This is a genomic window from Pseudomonas sp. 3-2 (assembly GCF_019710535.1).
GTDB lineage: Bacteria > Pseudomonadota > Gammaproteobacteria > Pseudomonadales > Pseudomonadaceae > Aquipseudomonas > Aquipseudomonas pharyngis.
In genome coordinates this window covers 1138077-1154907 of sequence record NZ_CP081200.1, presented here as the reverse complement: position 1 = coordinate 1154907, position 16831 = coordinate 1138077, and the positions used below count along the sequence as shown (strand labels likewise).

Annotated in this window: 18 protein-coding genes; 8 read left to right on the top strand and 10 right to left on the bottom strand. The window is 60.2% G+C overall.

The window, feature by feature from the left end:
- The first annotated feature begins 56 nt into the window (after positions 1 to 56).
- The gene (gene rlmF, locus K3819_RS05095; RefSeq protein WP_007957358.1) at positions 57 to 1079 is read left to right on the top strand and encodes a 23S rRNA (adenine(1618)-N(6))-methyltransferase RlmF; all 1023 of its coding nucleotides are present in this window, start codon (positions 57 to 59) and stop codon (positions 1077 to 1079) included.
- A 123-nt stretch (positions 1080 to 1202) separates the two neighbouring features.
- Here rlmF and K3819_RS05090 read toward each other — a convergent pair whose 3' ends face one another.
- Positions 1203 to 1484, bottom strand: a complete 282-nt coding sequence (locus tag K3819_RS05090) for an HU family DNA-binding protein (protein ID WP_007957357.1) — start codon at positions 1482 to 1484, stop codon at positions 1203 to 1205.
- A gap of 396 nt (positions 1485 to 1880) precedes the next feature.
- Here K3819_RS05090 and yejK point away from each other — a divergent pair, with 396 nt between their 5' ends.
- Both yejK and K3819_RS05080 read left to right on the top strand, forming a co-directional pair.
- Positions 1881 to 2885: a nucleoid-associated protein YejK gene (gene yejK / locus K3819_RS05085; RefSeq protein WP_039769496.1), complete on the top strand. Its 1005-nt coding sequence runs from the start codon at positions 1881 to 1883 to the stop codon at positions 2883 to 2885.
- Positions 2885 to 3235 carry a glutaredoxin family protein gene (locus tag K3819_RS05080; RefSeq protein ID WP_085611419.1) on the top strand — a complete coding sequence of 117 codons (351 nt, stop codon included), beginning with the start codon at positions 2885 to 2887 and terminating at the stop codon, positions 3233 to 3235. The genes yejK and K3819_RS05080 overlap by 1 nt, the downstream gene beginning before the upstream one ends.
- A 31-nt stretch (positions 3236 to 3266) precedes the next feature.
- On the opposite strand, the gene K3819_RS05075 is transcribed toward K3819_RS05080, so the two are convergent.
- The 5 genes from K3819_RS05075 to K3819_RS05055 form a co-directional block, all read right to left on the bottom strand.
- On the bottom strand, positions 3267 to 4202 hold the full coding sequence (locus K3819_RS05075; RefSeq protein WP_085611418.1) for a glutathione S-transferase family protein: 936 nt from the start codon (positions 4200 to 4202) through the stop codon (positions 3267 to 3269).
- 727 nt (positions 4203 to 4929) lie between these two features.
- Positions 4930 to 5232: a GIY-YIG nuclease family protein gene (locus tag K3819_RS05070; protein ID WP_221398759.1), complete on the bottom strand. Its 303-nt coding sequence runs from the start codon at positions 5230 to 5232 to the stop codon at positions 4930 to 4932.
- 39 nt (positions 5233 to 5271) lie between these two features.
- The gene (locus K3819_RS05065) at positions 5272 to 5745 is read right to left on the bottom strand and encodes a nuclear transport factor 2 family protein (RefSeq protein WP_085647748.1); all 474 of its coding nucleotides are present in this window, start codon (positions 5743 to 5745) and stop codon (positions 5272 to 5274) included.
- Between the two features lie 100 nt (positions 5746 to 5845).
- Entirely contained in the window at positions 5846 to 7150 is a 1305-nt protein-coding gene (locus K3819_RS05060) for a CynX/NimT family MFS transporter (protein ID WP_085611416.1), read from the bottom strand.
- Positions 7140 to 7799, bottom strand: a complete 660-nt coding sequence (locus K3819_RS05055; RefSeq protein WP_085611415.1) for a FadR/GntR family transcriptional regulator — start codon at positions 7797 to 7799, stop codon at positions 7140 to 7142. Before K3819_RS05055 ends, K3819_RS05060 begins: the two co-directional genes overlap by 11 nt.
- 166 nt (positions 7800 to 7965) lie before the next feature.
- Between K3819_RS05055 and K3819_RS05050 the strand changes: the two genes are divergently transcribed.
- A complete protein-coding gene (locus tag K3819_RS05050; protein ID WP_085611414.1) occupies positions 7966 to 8277 on the top strand; it encodes a type II toxin-antitoxin system MqsR family toxin in 312 nt (103 codons plus the stop codon).
- Positions 8274 to 8759, top strand: a complete 486-nt coding sequence (locus K3819_RS05045; RefSeq protein WP_085611413.1) for a type II TA system antitoxin MqsA family protein — start codon at positions 8274 to 8276, stop codon at positions 8757 to 8759. The genes K3819_RS05050 and K3819_RS05045 overlap by 4 nt, the downstream gene beginning before the upstream one ends.
- A gap of 52 nt (positions 8760 to 8811) precedes the next feature.
- Here the strand turns inward: K3819_RS05045 and K3819_RS05040 are convergent, their stop codons facing one another.
- The 4 genes from K3819_RS05040 to K3819_RS05025 form a co-directional block, all read right to left on the bottom strand.
- Complete coding sequence (locus tag K3819_RS05040; protein WP_007957337.1) at positions 8812 to 9576, bottom strand: amino acid ABC transporter ATP-binding protein; 765 nt, start codon at positions 9574 to 9576, stop codon at positions 8812 to 8814.
- Positions 9577 to 9587: 11 nt separating this feature from the next.
- Positions 9588 to 10685 (bottom strand): amino acid ABC transporter permease, encoded by a 1098-nt coding sequence (locus K3819_RS05035; protein ID WP_007957335.1) that lies wholly within the window; start codon positions 10683 to 10685, stop codon positions 9588 to 9590.
- 10 nt (positions 10686 to 10695) lie between these two features.
- The gene (locus tag K3819_RS05030) at positions 10696 to 11877 is read right to left on the bottom strand and encodes an amino acid ABC transporter permease (RefSeq protein ID WP_039769483.1); all 1182 of its coding nucleotides are present in this window, start codon (positions 11875 to 11877) and stop codon (positions 10696 to 10698) included.
- A gap of 65 nt (positions 11878 to 11942) precedes the next feature.
- Positions 11943 to 12974, bottom strand: a complete 1032-nt coding sequence (locus K3819_RS05025) for an amino acid ABC transporter substrate-binding protein (protein WP_007957332.1) — start codon at positions 12972 to 12974, stop codon at positions 11943 to 11945.
- Positions 12975 to 13442: 468 nt separating this feature from the next.
- Here K3819_RS05025 and K3819_RS05020 point away from each other — a divergent pair, with 468 nt between their 5' ends.
- From K3819_RS05020 to K3819_RS05010, 3 genes are all read left to right on the top strand, one after another.
- Positions 13443 to 14099 (top strand): alpha/beta hydrolase, encoded by a 657-nt coding sequence (locus K3819_RS05020; RefSeq protein WP_221398758.1) that lies wholly within the window; start codon positions 13443 to 13445, stop codon positions 14097 to 14099.
- A 96-nt stretch (positions 14100 to 14195) separates the two neighbouring features.
- Positions 14196 to 15662: an ATP-dependent RNA helicase RhlB gene (rhlB, locus tag K3819_RS05015; RefSeq protein WP_221398757.1), complete on the top strand. Its 1467-nt coding sequence runs from the start codon at positions 14196 to 14198 to the stop codon at positions 15660 to 15662.
- A 124-nt stretch (positions 15663 to 15786) separates the two neighbouring features.
- The gene (locus tag K3819_RS05010) at positions 15787 to 16731 is read left to right on the top strand and encodes an ornithine cyclodeaminase family protein (RefSeq protein ID WP_221398756.1); all 945 of its coding nucleotides are present in this window, start codon (positions 15787 to 15789) and stop codon (positions 16729 to 16731) included.
- The last annotated feature ends 100 nt before the right edge of the window (positions 16732 to 16831 follow it).

Sequence of the window (16831 nt, the reverse complement as noted above, 5' to 3'; positions counted from 1 at the left end):
GGCTCCCTGTGGGACAATGGCCGCCACTTTCAGCCCTACCCGAATCGACCACGCCCATGAACGCCCCACGTACACCGAAACCTGCGCGCAAGAAGCCTGACTCCGCTACCCCGGCCAAGCCCGTGGAACCGCGTAAAGAAGCCAGCCTGCACCCGCGCAATCGCCATCAGGGTCGTTACGACTTCCCGGCGCTGATCAAGACCACGCCGGAACTGGCGAAGTTCGTGATCACCAACCCGTACGGCAAGGAAAGCATCGACTTCGCCAGTCCCGATGCGGTGCGAGTGTTCAACCGGGCGCTGCTCAAGTCGTTCTACGGCATCCAGCATTGGGACATCCCGGCCGATTATCTGTGCCCACCGGTGCCGGGCCGTGCCGACTACATCCACTTCCTGGCTGACCTGCTGGCCAGCAACAACGACGGCGTGGTCCCGCGCGGCGCCATCGTCAATGTGCTGGATATCGGCATGGGCGCCAACTGCGTGTATCCGCTGATCGGTAACAGCGAATATCGCTGGCACTTCCTCGGCTCGGAGATCGATCCGACCGCCGTGGCCGCCGCCAAGGCTATCGTCCAGTCCAACGACCTGAACAAGGTCATCCAGCTGCGCCAGCAGGAGAACCGCAAGCACATCCTGATCGGCCTGCTGGAGCCAGGCGAGCGCTTTGACCTGACCATGTGCAACCCGCCGTTCCACGCCTCGATGGAAGAGGCCACCAAGGGCAGCGAGCGTAAATGGCGCGCCTTGGGCAAGGCCGACCCGAAACGCAAACTGCCGGTACTGAACTTTGGCGGGCAGTCGGCCGAACTGTGGTGTGAAGGCGGCGAAGCGCGTTTCGTGACGCAACTGATCGCCGAAAGCGCGAACTTTGCGCACAAGGTGTTGTGGTTCAGCACCCTGGTCTCGAAAGCCTCGAACCTGCCTGCCATCGAAACCGCACTGAAGAAGGCCGGCGCGCTGGAAAGCCAGGTGGTGGAGATGTCACAGGGGCAAAAGCAGAGCCGCTTCGTCGCCTGGACTTTCCAGACCAAGTCCGAGCAGCAGATCTGGCGGCGCGAACGCTGGGTGCGCAAGTAATACGTTTCAGCTGGGGCGGCGCTAATTCGCAAAGCAGCCGCTGCTACTGCTGAAACACAATCGGCAGGCACAAAAAAACCGTGCCCGGATCACTCCGGCGCACGGTTTTTTTATCGCTGCGTCTTACTTGTTCACAGCGTCGGTCAGGCCTTTGGCCACAACCAGCTTGATCACTTTCTTGGCAGGGATTTCGATGGCAGCGCCAGTCGATGGGTTACGGCCAGTGCGGGCAGGACGCTCGGTCACTTTCAGCTTGCCGATACCTGGCAAAGTGATTTCGGCACCGTTTTCCAGCTGATCGGCAACGATTTGGCCCAGTTGGTCCAGAGCGGCACGCGCGGTGGTTTTCGGCGCGTCGATAGCTTCAGCGATGTCGGCGATCAGTTGGTCTTTAGTAAGAGCCATGTAGTGTTCCTTCCCTATCAAATTCATATGGATTGCAGAGTGCAGTGTCAGCCATCGAGCCCGATCTTCTGGATCTGGCACCCTCGGCGATAACCACGACGAGTCGGGGTTATAGATGCCGAAATCAAGGTTTGGTTCGACCTGACAAAAGCTGAATGCATGCTTGTCGCGGTGACTTCGCACAAGACCGGGCAAAACTAGCACAGAGACAAGGAAATATCCGCCTCTAGCTAGCCAAATGGTCAGGTTTATTGCGCTAAATCGGTAAATAAATGCATAAGGGCCGCCGGGTGACCCGGATTTGCCCTTCACCCCGCGCCAAATCCAGTGGTTGCGGTACACTGGGCGCTTTTTCGGGGGAGCCCGCCCTCCTCCCTTCCACCAGCCGAGAAGCCTATGCCGATCCGTCATTGCATCGTCCATTTGATCGACAAAAAACCCGACGGCACACCCGCAGTCCTGCACGCCCGTGACTCCGAACTGGCTGAGTCCGCAGCCATCGAGAACATGCTCGCCGATCTCAACGAGAGCTATAACGCCAAACAGGGCAAAGCCTGGGGGCTGTTCCATCCGGAGTCCGGTGCGTTTCCGTTCAGCGGCTGGCTGAAGGAATACATGGAAGGCGGCAAGGACTTCACCGCGTTCAGCAAGGTCGCGGTCGAGCACCTGCAAAAGCTGATGGAAGAATCGAACCTGTCGGTCGGCGGCCACGTGTTGTTCGCCCACTATCAGCAAGGCATGACCGATTACCTGGCCATCGCCCTGCTGCACCACAGCGAAGGCGTGGCGGTGACCGATGAACTGGATGTGACGCCTTCGCGCCACCTCGATCTCGGTCAACTGCACCTGGCGGCGCGGATCAACGTTTCCGAGTGGCAGAACAACAAGCAGTCCAAGCAATACATCTCGTTCATCAAGGGCAAGAACGGCAAGAAGGTCTCGGAGTACTTCCGCGACTTCATCGGCTGCCAGGAAGGGGTCGACGGCCCGGGCGAGACCCGCACCCTGCTCAAGGCCTTCAGCGACTTCGTCGAGAGCGAAGACCTGCCGGAAGATTCCGCCCGCGAGAAGACCAAGACCCTGGTCGACTACGCCAGCAGCCAGGCCAAGCTCGGCGAGCCGATGGGCCTGGAAGAACTCTCGGAGCTGATCGACGAAGAACGCCCGAAGGCCTTCTACGATCACATCCGCAACAAGGACTACGGCCTGTCGCCGGAGATCCCGGCGGATAAGCGCACGCTCAATCAGTTCCGTCGCTTCACCGGTCGCGCCGAAGGCCTGTCGATCAGCTTTGAAGCGCACCTGCTGGGCTCGAAGATCGAATACGACGAAGAAGCCGGGACCCTGGTCATCAAAGGCCTGCCGACCTCGCTCACCGATCAGTTGAAGCGTCGCAACTGATGCTCGGCAATGTGCTGAAAAAGGTTGCGCTGGTTCTGCTGGTGGTTGTGGTCTATCAGAACTGGGGCAAGATCGAGCGGGTGTTCAACCCGTCGCAGATGGCGTCCGAGCAGGTCCGCGCCAACGCCAAGGTCGTGCTGTACGCCACAGACTGGTGCGGCTACTGCAAGCAGACCAAGCGCTTTCTCGATCAGAAAGGCATTGCGTTCAAGGAATTCGATATCGAGAAGGATACCGAGGCACGCAAGGCGTACGAAGCGCTGGGCGGACGCGGGATTCCGCTGATCGACGTCAACGGCACGTTGATTCGCGGGTTTGATCCCGACGAAATTCTCGCTGCACTGAAATGAACGAGGGAGCCAATCGGCTCCCTCGGTTGTTTCAGCGTTTCTCGATTCGGAAACCGAAACGCGGGAAGTGCACATGCACCACCCCGCCACGTTCGTCTTCACGGCGCAGGATCAGCTCCTCGCGACCGGCAAACACCAGCTCACCGGCCACCGGATCAACACCGTAGTCTGTCGCTGCGATCAGCACCTGTTGACCTGCCACGAACCCGTTCGGATCAGTGAACACCTCATCCGGCAACGCTACGGGCTTAGAGCTGCGCGCGATCTCCAGTGCTTCCTCCGAACTCATCTCGCTGGCCGCGCCATGGCCAAAACCGAGCACACGCCCCAGCCACGCCGACACCGCCGGATAAGCATCCACCAACGGCGCCGTCACGTGCGTGGCCTTGAGAAACCACAGCGGATGGGCCATGGCGAAGTCGGCAATCGACGGCTCACCGAACAGGAAGTCACCGTCTTCACGCTGCAACTGCTGCTCCAGACGCGCCATGAGGGGCGGCCAATTGTGCCTGGCCTGTTCGGCTGAAAGCTTGGTCGCGCTGCCGCCGCTGAACAGTCCGGCACGATCGGCGAGGAACGCCTTGATCGCTTCCGGCGGCAACTTGCCGAAACGCACTGCCACCGATTCCGGCTGGAACACCAGGCTCACCGCATGCTGGAACACCACCGAATCGGCCCAGGCGGCGAAACTGGCGGCGATCATCTCCTGGCCTTCCGGGAAGAACGAAGGCTGGGCCTTTTCCTGCTCGAGGCGGCGGGCGATCAGCGCGGTGTCGCAGTAGATATCGGCGCCGATCTGCAGCACCGGGGTCTTGCGGTAGCCACCGGTCAGGGCAGTCAGGTCCGGTTTCGGCATCACCGGCGAGATGTGCACCGAGCGCCAGGACAAGCCCTTGAAACCCAACAGCAGCCGGGCCTTTTCGGCGAATGGAGAGGTCGGGTAATGATGCAGAATCAACTCGGACATGCTCGGCTCCGCCGCACAGAAAATGAGCCCGCAGCTTAGCGTGCAATTCGTTCGCAGCCTACGGATCCGGCTGATGGGAACTGATCAGTCAGGTTGATAAGGCACTAAAAAGCCGCCTCAGCCAAGGCTGAGACGGCTTTCCACATCAAGTACCTTACATCAGGTCATCGAAGTGATCTCGCAGGAACTCGTAAAAAGCGAAACGCTTTGAACGACCTCCATACGAGGCTCAGAGTACGCAGCAAAAGCTTCATACGTTTTGGCCTCCGGTTGAGGGCCAAACCTCCAGCGTGCTTACCGGACCACGTACGCCTTCGGAATACACGCCAATGTACCCAATGAGGCGGCCGGTTGTGATCCCCCTGAAAAATCATTCCGGCACGGGAGCAACCCCATGTCAGAGGGCATGAAACCGTTACGTCGATCAGCCAGACCTCAAAGCTGCATTGGCATGCGAGCGGACGAATAGTAATCGGATTGCTATACCGTCATTTAAACAAATGAGCTCAAAATCGCATTCTCTGGAATGGGTGTTTCAAGGCTTGCCTGGTGACGTAAAGACGAATACTCTTGGCCTGCGCCAGTGTATCCAGTGAGATGCGGTAAACCCCGGCCGCAAACCGAGGTTTACAGAAAAAACCGCCTACAAGGGCGGTTTTTTCTTGCCTGTTGTTTATGCAACGTGCCGAATCTACGGAAGGGATATCTACAAGGTTCGAGGGCGTATTCAGTCAGGCCGATAAGACGCCACCAGACATTCCTTCGCACTCTTCCTGAGCTTCTTGATCAACCGCTCCTGGCGCAACGCATCACTTTTGTCGCGACAACGCTCGGTGTAGACCAGCGCCATCGCCGGGCTTGAGAGAAAGAACCGCGCGCCCTTGCCGCTCTGGTGCTTGGCAAAACGGCGCACGGGATCATTGCTGATCCCGCAGTACAGCGAGCCGTTGGCGGCGCGTACGAGGTAGACGAACCAGGACTTGTTCACTGGAACGTCGGCATCGGGAGGATTTTCGCTGAGGCTGGTCACGGGGCAATTCAGGCGTAAGGAAAACAGGCCGCGATCTTATCAGCGACTCGCCTGAAATGCCTTCAGCCCTTTCAGCGCCTGGGCGCGGACGGCGTTGCGCACCAGTGGCGTCCAGCCCAGCAGCAGGCCCTTGAAGCCCAGCGCCTGACGCGACCAGCGCCACAGATCGAAGTGGTCGTGGTGTTCGCAGATCTTGCCGTCGCGGAAGACGAAGCGTGCCTGGATGTCGTTGATCACAACGTTGCCGGTCTGGCTGAACAGGTAGGTCGCCACCCAGTGGGCGCCGCCGCTGCGCTCGTCGGCGCGGATGTTGTTGAAGGTCAGGGAGAAGTCCTTGGCGCGAGTGGTGAGCATGCGCCACATGTCGCCGGCATCACGACCGCGCAGCTCGCCAAAGGCCGGATCGCTGAACACCACGTCGTCGGTGTAGCAGGCGGCCATGGCCTCGGCGTCGAGGCGCTGGAAAGCCTGGTAGAAACGGGTGATCAGGGCGCTGTGGGCTTCTTCACTCATGGGCAATCTCCAGGAAAGGTACAGATTGCCAGCACGATAATCCGCAAACGCCTGAAACACTATCGGCATTCGCATTTCGAATACCGACAATGTGTGCGCGTCAGACCTTTTCGCTTGTCACCTGCACGTACAGCGCGCGACCGGCACCGAGGCCGGCGAGGATCGCCCCGGCACCGATGATACCGAAGATCCAGCCCACGGCGTTCCAGCCGCCGGTCCAGTCGTGCACCACGCCGACCGCGAATGGCCCCATCGACGCGAGGGTGTAGCCAAAGCCCTGGGACATGCTCGACAGGTTCGCCGCCACGTGGGAATCCCGCGAGCGCAGCACGATCAGGGTCAGCGCCAGGCTGAACGTACCGCCCTGCCCCAGGCCCAGGAGGATCGCCCAGCCCCAAAGGCCTTCGATCGGCGCGTAGAGGCAACCGAACAGGCCGCCAAGGGTCAGCGCCATTACCACCACGATCGCCAGCCGCTGATCCTTGCCGCGGGTGGCCAGCCACGGTGCCGCCAGGGAGCTGGCGAGCTGGATGATCACCGAACCGGACAGCACCAGACCGGCCTGGGTTGGCGTCAGCCCGCGACCGATGAGGATCGACGGCAACCAGCCGAACACGATGTAGGCCAACGACGATTGCAGACCCATGTACAAGGTCACCTGCCAGGCCAGCGGATCCCGCAGCAGACCGCGTACCCGGTAGGCAACGTTGTGCGCACCGTGCTTCTGGCCGATTTGCGGCAGCCAGAAAACCGCGGCAACCAGCGCCGGAATCACCCAGAAGCCCAGGCCCATGGCCCAGCTGTGGTCGAAGTGCTCACTCAGTGGCACGGTTGACCCCGCCGCCATCGCCGCGCCCAGGCACAGGGCCATGGTGTAGACACCGGTCATGGTGCCGGCATGTTTGGCGAAGTCGCGTTTGACGATACCCGGCAGCAACACGCCGATGATGCCGATGCTCGCGCCACCCAGCACGCTGCCGGCGAACAGACCGATCTCACCGAAATTGCTGCGCAGGATAATGCCGCCGGCCAGTGTCAGAAGAATCCCCAAGACCACCCGCTCGGCACCGAAACGCCGCGCGAGCACCGGGGCCAGCGGGGCGAAAAGACCGAGGCAGAGCACTGGCAACGTCGTCAGCAACCCCGCTTGAGCGGCGGACAAACCGAGGCTTCTCGACACCTCGCTGAGCAGCGGCGCCATGCTCGACAGCGCCGGTCGCAGGTTCAACGCCACCAGAATCAGCCCCAGCAGCAACAGCCACGGACGCCGCACCAGCGGATGGCTTTGCTGCACTTGTTCGTCATCGGCTTCGGCATCGATCAACAACTCTTCGAGCTCGGCCTTGCGAACGGGTGCTGGGGAGACTTCTGGGCGGGACATGGTTTTCTCGGTTTCAAGGTTCATTGATCAACTGCCTCGACAGGGCTTTGGCCCGCTCCGGATCGCGCTGCTCGACGGCCTCAAGCAAGGCGACGTGCAAATCGAAGACTTCCTGTCGACGGGGGACGATGTTCAGGGTCTGGCGTAATTGCGCGCCGACGATGCTGGAAAAATAGCGATACAGCTCGCTGAGGGTCGGGTTGTGCGCGGCGTCCACCAGACGGCGGTGGAACACCAGATCGCAGGCGATGTAGCTGTCGAGGTCGCCGTGGTAGTGACTGCCGGCGTGCCCCAGTGCCTCGCGCAGAGCCACAAGGTCGTCGTCGGTCCGACGCAAGGCGGCCAGGCCGATGGCCTCGACTTCAAGGATGTGCCGGGTTTCCCGGGCCTGATCCAGCGAGCATTTGGACAGTGCCTTGAGCGTGTCCATCGGATCGACCACCGCCCGCAGGTAACTGCCGTCACCCTGACGAATCTCGATCAACCCTGAGAACGCCAATACCCGCATCGCCTCGCGCACGGTGTTGCGGCTGATGCCGAGTTCTGCGCACAGCTCAGGCTCGGTCGGCAGACGCTGACCGACCTGCCAGCTGCCATCGGTGATGCGCTGGCGCAATTGGTCCAGGGCCTGATCGACCAGGGATCGCTTAATAAGTGGAGAAATGTCTGACATAGGATTTGCCCTTTCATCCAATCATAGGATGAATTTTCTGACATGTTAGTCAGCTCCGCGTAGGACGGCAACCACCTAGGGTCAGAGAGAGACAAATGGAGCGGGATTTTCGATTAGTCAAAATTACCCTTTAAGGGTAATTTCAGGGACAGGGTTTTGGTTTCTTATGGAAAAGAACACACCCCATTACGACTTGGCAGTGATCAAGGCGGATGTCAGGCGACTCGGTTGGAAGGCATTCACGCACACGGCGAGAAAGACTGGGACTGCACTCGAACTGAGTCTCGCAGAAATGCAGGAAATCGTTCTCAGACTGCAGCGCGGCATGCTGTACAAATCGATGACGCCTTATGACGACCATCGTATCTGGCAAGACGTCTATCACATCCAATCACATGGTTTGGAGATTTACATCAAGGTGTCCTATCACTACGACAGGCGCCCACCCGTGATCTCCTTCAAGGAGAACAATTCATGAACACGCAGCTGTGTTTCAGTTGCGGCGCCCCGGAAGGCATGGTGCATTTCAAAGGTCGAGGCGAAACCTTGAGCGCCAGGGGAATGGAGCGTCGCATCGACGACTTGTCGGGCTGGGAGTGCAAGAAGTGCGGCGAGGTCGAATTGGATGACGAGTGCGGGCAGCGCTATTCGGATGCATGCGATGAACTCGTTCTCGCCTGTAGAAAAATGATAGGTAACGAAATGAAAAGGATCCGCCGCAAACTGCATCTGACGCAAAAGGAAACGGTGCAATTGCTTTCAGGAGGCGGGCACAACGCATTTTCACGATACGAACGCGGCGAGGTACTTCCGCCGAAAGCATTGATGCTACTCATGCGTCTGCTGGATCGCTATCCACACTTGCTTGCCGATGCGAGAAACCTGGCCGAAGGGGCTGACTTGAGAGGGGCTTTCAAGTTCACCGAGCACAAAGAACAAGAAGCCCTTACCGCCTCCTGACCCACAAAAAACAAACCCGGCACAAGGCCGGGTTTATTTTATTCATCAGATCTCAATGCAGGATCTGACTCAGGAACAGCTTCGTCCGATCATTCTGCGGATTGTCGAAGAAGTCGTTCGGTGCCGCCTGCTCGACGATTTCGCCCTTGTCCATGAAGATCACGCGGTTGGCCACGGTGCGGGCGAAGCCCATTTCGTGGGTTACGCAGAGCATGGTCATACCGTCTTCGGCGAGGCCGATCATGGTGTCGAGTACTTCTTTCACCATCTCCGGGTCGAGTGCCGAGGTCGGTTCGTCGAACAGCATGATTTTCGGTTTCATGCACAGTGCGCGGGCGATCGCCACACGCTGTTGCTGACCGCCGGACAGTTGCCCCGGGTACTTGTGCGCCTGCTCCGGAATGCGTACGCGTTCCAGGTAATGCATGGCGATTTCCTCGGCCTTGCGCTTGGGCATCTTGCGTACCCACATCGGCGCCAGGGTGCAGTTCTGCAAAATGGTCAGGTGCGGGAACAGGTTGAAGTGCTGGAACACCATGCCGACTTCGCGGCGGATCGCTTCGATCTGCTTGAGGTCGTTGGTCAGCTCCACGCCATCGACCACGATGCGGCCCTGCTGGTGCTCTTCCAGACGGTTGAGGCAGCGGATGGTGGTGGACTTGCCGGAGCCCGACGGACCGCACAGCACGATACGCTCGCCCTGACGCACATTGAGGTTGATGTCTTTCAGCACGTGGAACTGGCCGTACCACTTGTTCACGCCCTGCATCTGAATGATGCCTTCAGGGCCCACTGGCTTTTTGATTGCTTCGCTCATCGAAAAAACTCCTAACGCTTGTGGCCAGTGTCGAGCTTGCGTTCCAGATGCATGGAATAGCGCGACATACCAAAACAGAAAATCCAGAACACCAGGGCGGCGAACACGTAGCCTTCGGTGGCCATGCCCAGCCATTTCGGATCGGCAGCGGCTTGCTTGACGCTGTTGAGCAGGTCAAAAAGGCCGATGATGATCACCAGGCTGGTGTCCTTGAACAGCGCGATGAAGGTGTTGACGATGCCGGGAATCACCAGCTTCAGGGCTTGCGGCAGAATCACCAGGCCCATGGCGCGCCAGTAACCGAGGCCCATCGCGGCCGCGGCTTCGTACTGGCCCTTGGGGATCGCTTGCAGACCGCCACGCACCACTTCGGCGACGTACGCCGACTGGAACAGGATCACGCCGATCAGCGCCCGCAGCAGCTTGTCGAAGTTCATGCCTTCAGGCAGGAACAGCGGCAGCATCACCGAGGACATGAACAGCACCGTGATCAACGGCACACCGCGCCAGAACTCAATGAAGGTCACGCAGACCACACGGATCGCCGGCATGTTCGAACGCCGGCCCAGCGCCAGGACAATCCCCAGCGGCAACGCACCGGCGATGCCGACAGTGGCGATCACCAGGGTCAGCATCAGACCGCCCCACTGGCTGGTCGCCACGGTGTCGAGGCCGAAGACGCCGCCATGCAGCAGGCACCAGGCAACGATCGGGTAGACCACCAGGAAGCTCAGGCCGTACACCGCCTTGTGCGCCACGCGCTTGATGAACAAAGGCGCCACGCCGATGACCGCCAGCCACACGGTCAGGTCCACGCGCCAGCGCAGTTCCGGCGGGTAGTAGCCGTACATGAACTGACCGAAACGCTGCTGGATGAAGACCCAGCAGGCGCCGTCCTTGGTGCAGTCGGCACGGGTGGTGCCGACCCAGTTGGCATCGATGATCGCCCAGCTGAGGATCGGCGGAATCACCAGATAGATCAGGTAGAACGCGAACAGGGTCAGCAGGGTGTTGAGCCAGCTGGAGAACATGTTCGCGCGGATCCACGCCATCGGGCCGAAGACCTTGGCCGGCGGTGGCATGTCGGGTTTGAAAGTATGAGTACTCATGCGCTATTCCTTACCGCTCGATCAGCGCGATGCGCTTGTTGTACCAGTTCATCAGCAGGGAAATGCTGATACTGATCGCCAGGTACACGCTCATGGTGATGGCAATGACTTCGATCGCCTGACCGGTCTGGTTCAACACGGTGCCGGCGAACAGCGAAACCATTTCCGGATAACCGATACCGGCCGCCAGCGAGGAGTTCTTCGCCAGGTTCAGGTATTGGCTGGTCAGCGGCGGGATGATGACCCGCAGCGCTTGCGGAATGATCACCTTGCGCAGGGTCGGGCCGTTGCGCAGGCCGAGCGAATGCGCCGCCTCGGTCTGGCCGTGGCTGACCGACTTGATGCCCGAACGCACGATCTCGGCGATGAACGCGGCGGTGTACACCGTCAGCGCCAGGGTCAAGGCCAGCAGTTCCGGAATCAGCACCCAGCCACCGACGAAATTGAAGCCCTGCAGTTTCGGCATTTCCCAGTGCACAGGTGCACCGAAGATCAGCGCGCACAGCGCCGGGATCACCAGGAACAGCGCCAGACCGGCCCAGAACTTGTGGAACGGCTCGCCGGTGGCTTCAAAGCGCTTGTTGGCCCAGCGGCTCATCAGCACGATGGCGACGATGGCCACCACGATGCTGATCACGAACGCCCAGAAACCGTCGGCCATTTGCGCGGCCGGCATGTTCAGGCCACGGCTGCTGACGAAGAAGGTATCGCCGAAGTTGTGGCTGTTGCGCGGCCCCGGCATGGTCAGGAACACCGCGAAGTACCAGAACAGGATCTGCAGCAGTGGCGGGATGTTACGGAACACCTCCACGTACACCGTTGCCAGTTTGGCGATGATCCAGTTCTTCGACAGGCGCGCGACGCCGACGATGAAGCCGAGGATCGTGGCCAGGATCACGCCGATGAAGGTCACCAGCAGCGTGTTGAGCAGGCCGATGACAAACACCCGGGCATAACTGTCCGCTTCGGTGTAGGAGATCAGGTGTTGAGCGATGCCGAACCCGGCACTGCGCTCCAGAAAGTCGAACCCCGAAGTGATACCCCGGTGTTGCAGGTTGGTCTGGGTGTTATCGAACAGATACCAGCCCAGGGAGACCACCGCCACGATGGTGATGATCTGAAATACCCACGCACGCACTCGTGGATCGCTGAGGCTGAGCCTCTGCTTTGGTGCGCCGATTGAATTTTGCATGAAGTGCCCCGGAAATAATGGAACAGAACGTCACCCGGCAGTTGGCCTGCCGGGTGACAGAACCATCAGCGCACTGGTGGTGCGTATTGAATGCCGCCGTTGTTCCACAGCGCGTTCAGGCCGCGGTCGATTTCCAGCGGAGTGCTCTTGCCGAGGTTTTTCTCGAAGATTTCGCCGTAGTTGCCGACTTGCTTGACGATCTGAACGACCCAGTCCTTCGGCAGTTTCAGGTCTTTGCCGTATTCGCCGTCTGCGCCGAGCATACGAGCGACATCCGGGTTCTTGGTCGCTTTGGCTTCGGCTTCGACGTTCTTCGAAGAGATGCCCGCTTCTTCAGTGTTCAGCAGCGCGTAGCCAACCCAACGCACGATGGCCAGCCACTCGTCGTCGCCGTTACGCACGACCGGGCCCAGGGGTTCCTTGGAAATGGTTTCCGGCAGAACCACGTAGTCCTTCGGCGAAGCCAGCTTGCTGCGCTGGGCGAACAGCTGGGACTTGTCGGAGGTCAGCACGTCGCAACGACCGGATTCCAGCGACTTGGCGCTTTCATCGGAGGTGTCGAAAGTGATCGGGGTGTATTTCAGACCGTTGCCGCGGAAGTAGTCGGAAACGTTCAGCTCGGTGGTAGTACCGGCCTGGATGCAGATGGTTGCACCGTCCAGCTCTTTGGCACTCTTCACGCCCAGCTTGTTGTTTACCAGGAAGCCGATACCGTCGTAGTAGGTAATGAAGCCCGGGAATTTCAGGCCCATGCCCGCGTCACGGGAACTGGTCATGGTGGTGTTGCGCGACAGGATGTCGATCTCGCCCGACTGCAGCGCGGTGAAACGCTCTTTGGCGTTCAACTGACTGAACTTGACCTTGGTCGCATCGCCGAACACGGCAGCGGCCACGGCGCGGCAGACGTCAGCATCGATACCCACGATCTTGCCGGTGGAATCCGGAACCGAGAAACCTGGCAAGCCATCGCTGACGCCACACTGCACGAAACCTTTCTTCTTCACTGCATCCAGGGTTGCACCCGCCTGAGCGAACCCGCTGACACCCAGTACTGCAGCAGCAGTCACGATCGCCAGAGTGGATTTCAACATCTTCATTCAAACCTCCAGTTTTGCTCTTGTTGTGTCGGAGCTTGAGTCCAGTCGCACCCTTTTGAGGCGTTGTTGACCCGTGTTGGCTTTTTTTGGGGTCAACCGACGCAGGACCTTCGCTATGAGTCTAGTAGGAGACAATCCACATCATGGACAACTCACTTCTCACCAGTCGGCCGAACGGGCGGTAGCCCTTTCACGTTCGCTAAGCCCGTTGCGGCCATTGGCGAACATCCATCACCGGATTCGTTGCCATCCCGTCGCGGGTCATACACTGATAGTGTTACCGCCACGCGTAGGATGTTTCGTACAGAACCTTCCATAGCAAAGCCCGTACCACACCTGTCGCGGAATCGATTCGGCGACAGGTCAATAGCAAAACTTGTAACCTTGCGACATCTTCTTAACGGATCAACCGGACGCGCACTCGAACCACGCACTTAATGAGAGCGCCCGCACATTTTTGGAGCAGACATGACCGAGCCCTTGATTCTTCAGCCTGTTAAGCCCGCAGACGCCTGCGTGATCTGGCTGCACGGCCTCGGCGCCGACCGCTACGACTTTCTGCCGGTGGCCGAAGCGCTTCAGGAAAGCCTGCTGAGCACGCGTTTCGTCCTGCCCCAGGCGCCGACCCGTCCAGTGACGATAAATGGCGGATATGCCATGCCGAGCTGGTACGACATCAAGGCCATGAGCCCGGCCCGGGCGATCGACCGCGATGAGCTGGAAGCCTCCGCCGACCGCATCATCGAATTGATCGAAGAACAGCGAAGCAGCGGAATAGACGCCTCGCGGATTTTTCTCACCGGTTTTTCCCAGGGTGGCGCCGTGGTCTATCACACCGCGTTTCTGAAATGGCAGGGGCCGTTGGGCGGGGTGCTGGCACTATCGACATACGCGCCGACGTTCAGCGATGAACTGGAGTTGTCCGCCAGCCAGCAGCGGATTCCGGTGCTGGCGCTGCACGGCCAGTTTGACAACGTGGTGCAGAACTCCATGGGACGCACGGCTTATGAGTATCTCAAGGCCCATGGTGTCACCGTGACATGGCAGGAATACCCAATGGAGCACGAAGTGTTACCCGAAGAAATTCGCGACATCGGCGCATGGTTGAGCGAACGCCTGCGCTGACAATTGCGACAGGGGTCGCCCTTTGATCATCCCACTACGCCGCGCCCGTTTCTTGCATTACACTGGCCGGCGTACATTCCTTAACCAATTGATGAGATGACCGTGCTCAAAGCACTCAAGAAAATGTTCGGTAAAAGCGAGGCTGAGCAGCTCGCGCCAGTCCCCACTGCGCCGTCGCACGCCCCCGGTCATCGCAACGATGCCAGCCAGGCCGACCGCCAGACGCCCAAACGCGAACCGAAACCCGCTCCAGCTGCCGAGCCCGCTACCGAGCCGGCCCGCAGCGAAACACCGAAACCGGCCAAACCACGTCGCGAACCCAAGCCCAAGGCGCCGGTGATTCCCTGGAAACTCGAAGACTTCGTCGTCGAGCCGCAGGAAGGCAAGACCCGCTTCCACGATTTCAAGCTCGCCCCGGAACTGATGCACGCCATCCACGACCTGGGTTTCCCGTATTGCACACCGATCCAGGCCCAGGTGCTGGGTTATACCCTCGCCGGCAAAGACGCCATCGGCCGCGCGCAGACCGGCACCGGCAAGACCGCCGCGTTCCTGATCTCGATCATCACCCAGTTGCTGCAGACCCCGCCGCCGAAAGAGCGCTACATGGGCGAGCCACGGGCGCTGATCATCGCGCCGACCCGCGAGCTGGTGGTGCAGATCGCCAAGGACGCCGCCGACCTGACCAAGTACACCGGCCTCAACGTCATGACGTTCGTCGGCGGCATGGACTTCGACAAGCAGCTCAAGCACCTCGAAGCGCGCCATTGCGACATCCTCGTCGCGACCCCGGGCCGCCTGCTTGACTTCAACCAGCGCGGTGACGTGCATCTGGACATGGTCGAAGTGATGGTGCTGGACGAAGCCGACCGCATGCTCGACATGGGCTTCATCCCACAGGTCCGGCAGATCATTCGCCAGACCCCGCCGAAAAGCGAGCGCCAGACTCTGCTGTTCTCCGCGACCTTCACCGATGACGTGATGAACCTCGCCAAGCAGTGGACCACCGATCCTGCGATCGTCGAAATCGAAGTCACCAACGTGGCCAACGAGAACGTCGAGCAACACATCTACGCGGTGGCCGGTGCCGACAAATACAAACTGCTGTTCAACCTGGTCAACGACAACGGCTGGGAACGAGTGATCGTGTTCGCCAACCGCAAGGACGAAGTGCGCCGCATCGAGGAGCGCCTGGTGCGTGACGGCATCAACGCCGCGCAACTGTCCGGCGACGTGCCGCAGCACAAGCGGATCAAGACGCTGGAAGGCTTCCGCGAAGGCAAGATCCGGGTGCTGGTCGCCACCGACGTGGCCGGTCGCGGCATCCACATCGACGGCATCAGCCACGTGATCAACTTCACCCTGCCGGAAGTCCCGGACGACTACGTGCACCGCATCGGTCGTACCGGTCGTGCTGGCGCCGACGGCGTGTCGATCAGCTTTGCCGGTGAAGACGACTCCTATCAGTTGCCGTCCATCGAAGAAAAACTCGGTCGCAAGATCAGCTGTGAAACGCCGCCGACCCATCTATTGCGGGCGGTTGAGCGCAAGCGTCCACAGTAAGCGACGCTATAAAGCGAAGCGCAGCCGGCAACGGACTGCGCTTTTTTTTCGCCCGGATATTGTTCAACAAAACTAAAAGTCCATAATGGACAAATTAGTTTAGAAACAATCTGCGGAGTCCAACATGTCCAGTACGCCTTACGTGATCGACCAAACCCAGGCCCGCGAGCTGCTGGCCCGGATCGATGTGCCGCAGATCCTGCGCAAGCTGTTCCGCGACCTGGCGGCCGGGCATGCCGTGCAACCGGCGCAGCAACTGGTGGAATTCCCCCAGGGCGCCGGGGACTTCATCAACTATCTCGGCGTGCTGGCCGAAGACGGCGTGTACGGAGTCAAGACCTCGCCGTACATCGTTCGCGAACAAGGCCCGCTGGTGACGGCGTGGACACTGCTGATGTCGATGCACACCGGCCAGCCGCTGTTGCTCTGCGATGCCGGCGAGCTGACCACCGCCCGCACGGCTGCGACCACCGCCGTGGCGGTCGATGCCCTCGCCCCCTTGAAAGCCACGCGACTGGCAATCATCGGCAGTGGCAAGGTCGCCCAGGCGCATCTGCATTACGTCAAAACCTTGCGCGACTGGCAGAACATCAGTGTGTACTCGCCGACCTTGAGCGACGACCCGGCAACCGCCCGCCAACTGCACGCCCTCGATCCACGGGTGAGCATCGCCGACAGCCGCGAAACCGCCATCGCCGGGGCCGACGTGATCATGCTCTGCACTTCGTCCGCAGGCCCGGTGATTGACCCGGCAACCTTGAGCAAACCGGCGCTGATCACCTCGATCAGCACCAACGCACCGCGCGCCCACGAAGTGCCGCCGCAAAGCCTCAACGACATGCAGGTGTTCTGCGACTATCGTCTGACCACCCCGGGCTCGGCCGGCGAGATGCTGATCGCCAGCGAACAACATGGCTGGGACCACAGTGCGATCCTCGGTGACCTGGCGGATCTGCTCAGCGAAAAAGTGCAGCGCCCCGACTACCACCGTCACGTGTTTTTCCGCTCCATCGGTCTGGGCCTGGAAGACATCGCCCTCGCGAATGCGGTTTATCACCTGAGCCTGTAACACCAAGCCTCCCCCTGTGGGAGCGGGCTTGCTCGCGAAGAGGCCGTGTCAGGCAACTTATTCAGCGAATGACACACTGCCTTCGCGAGCAAGCCCGCTC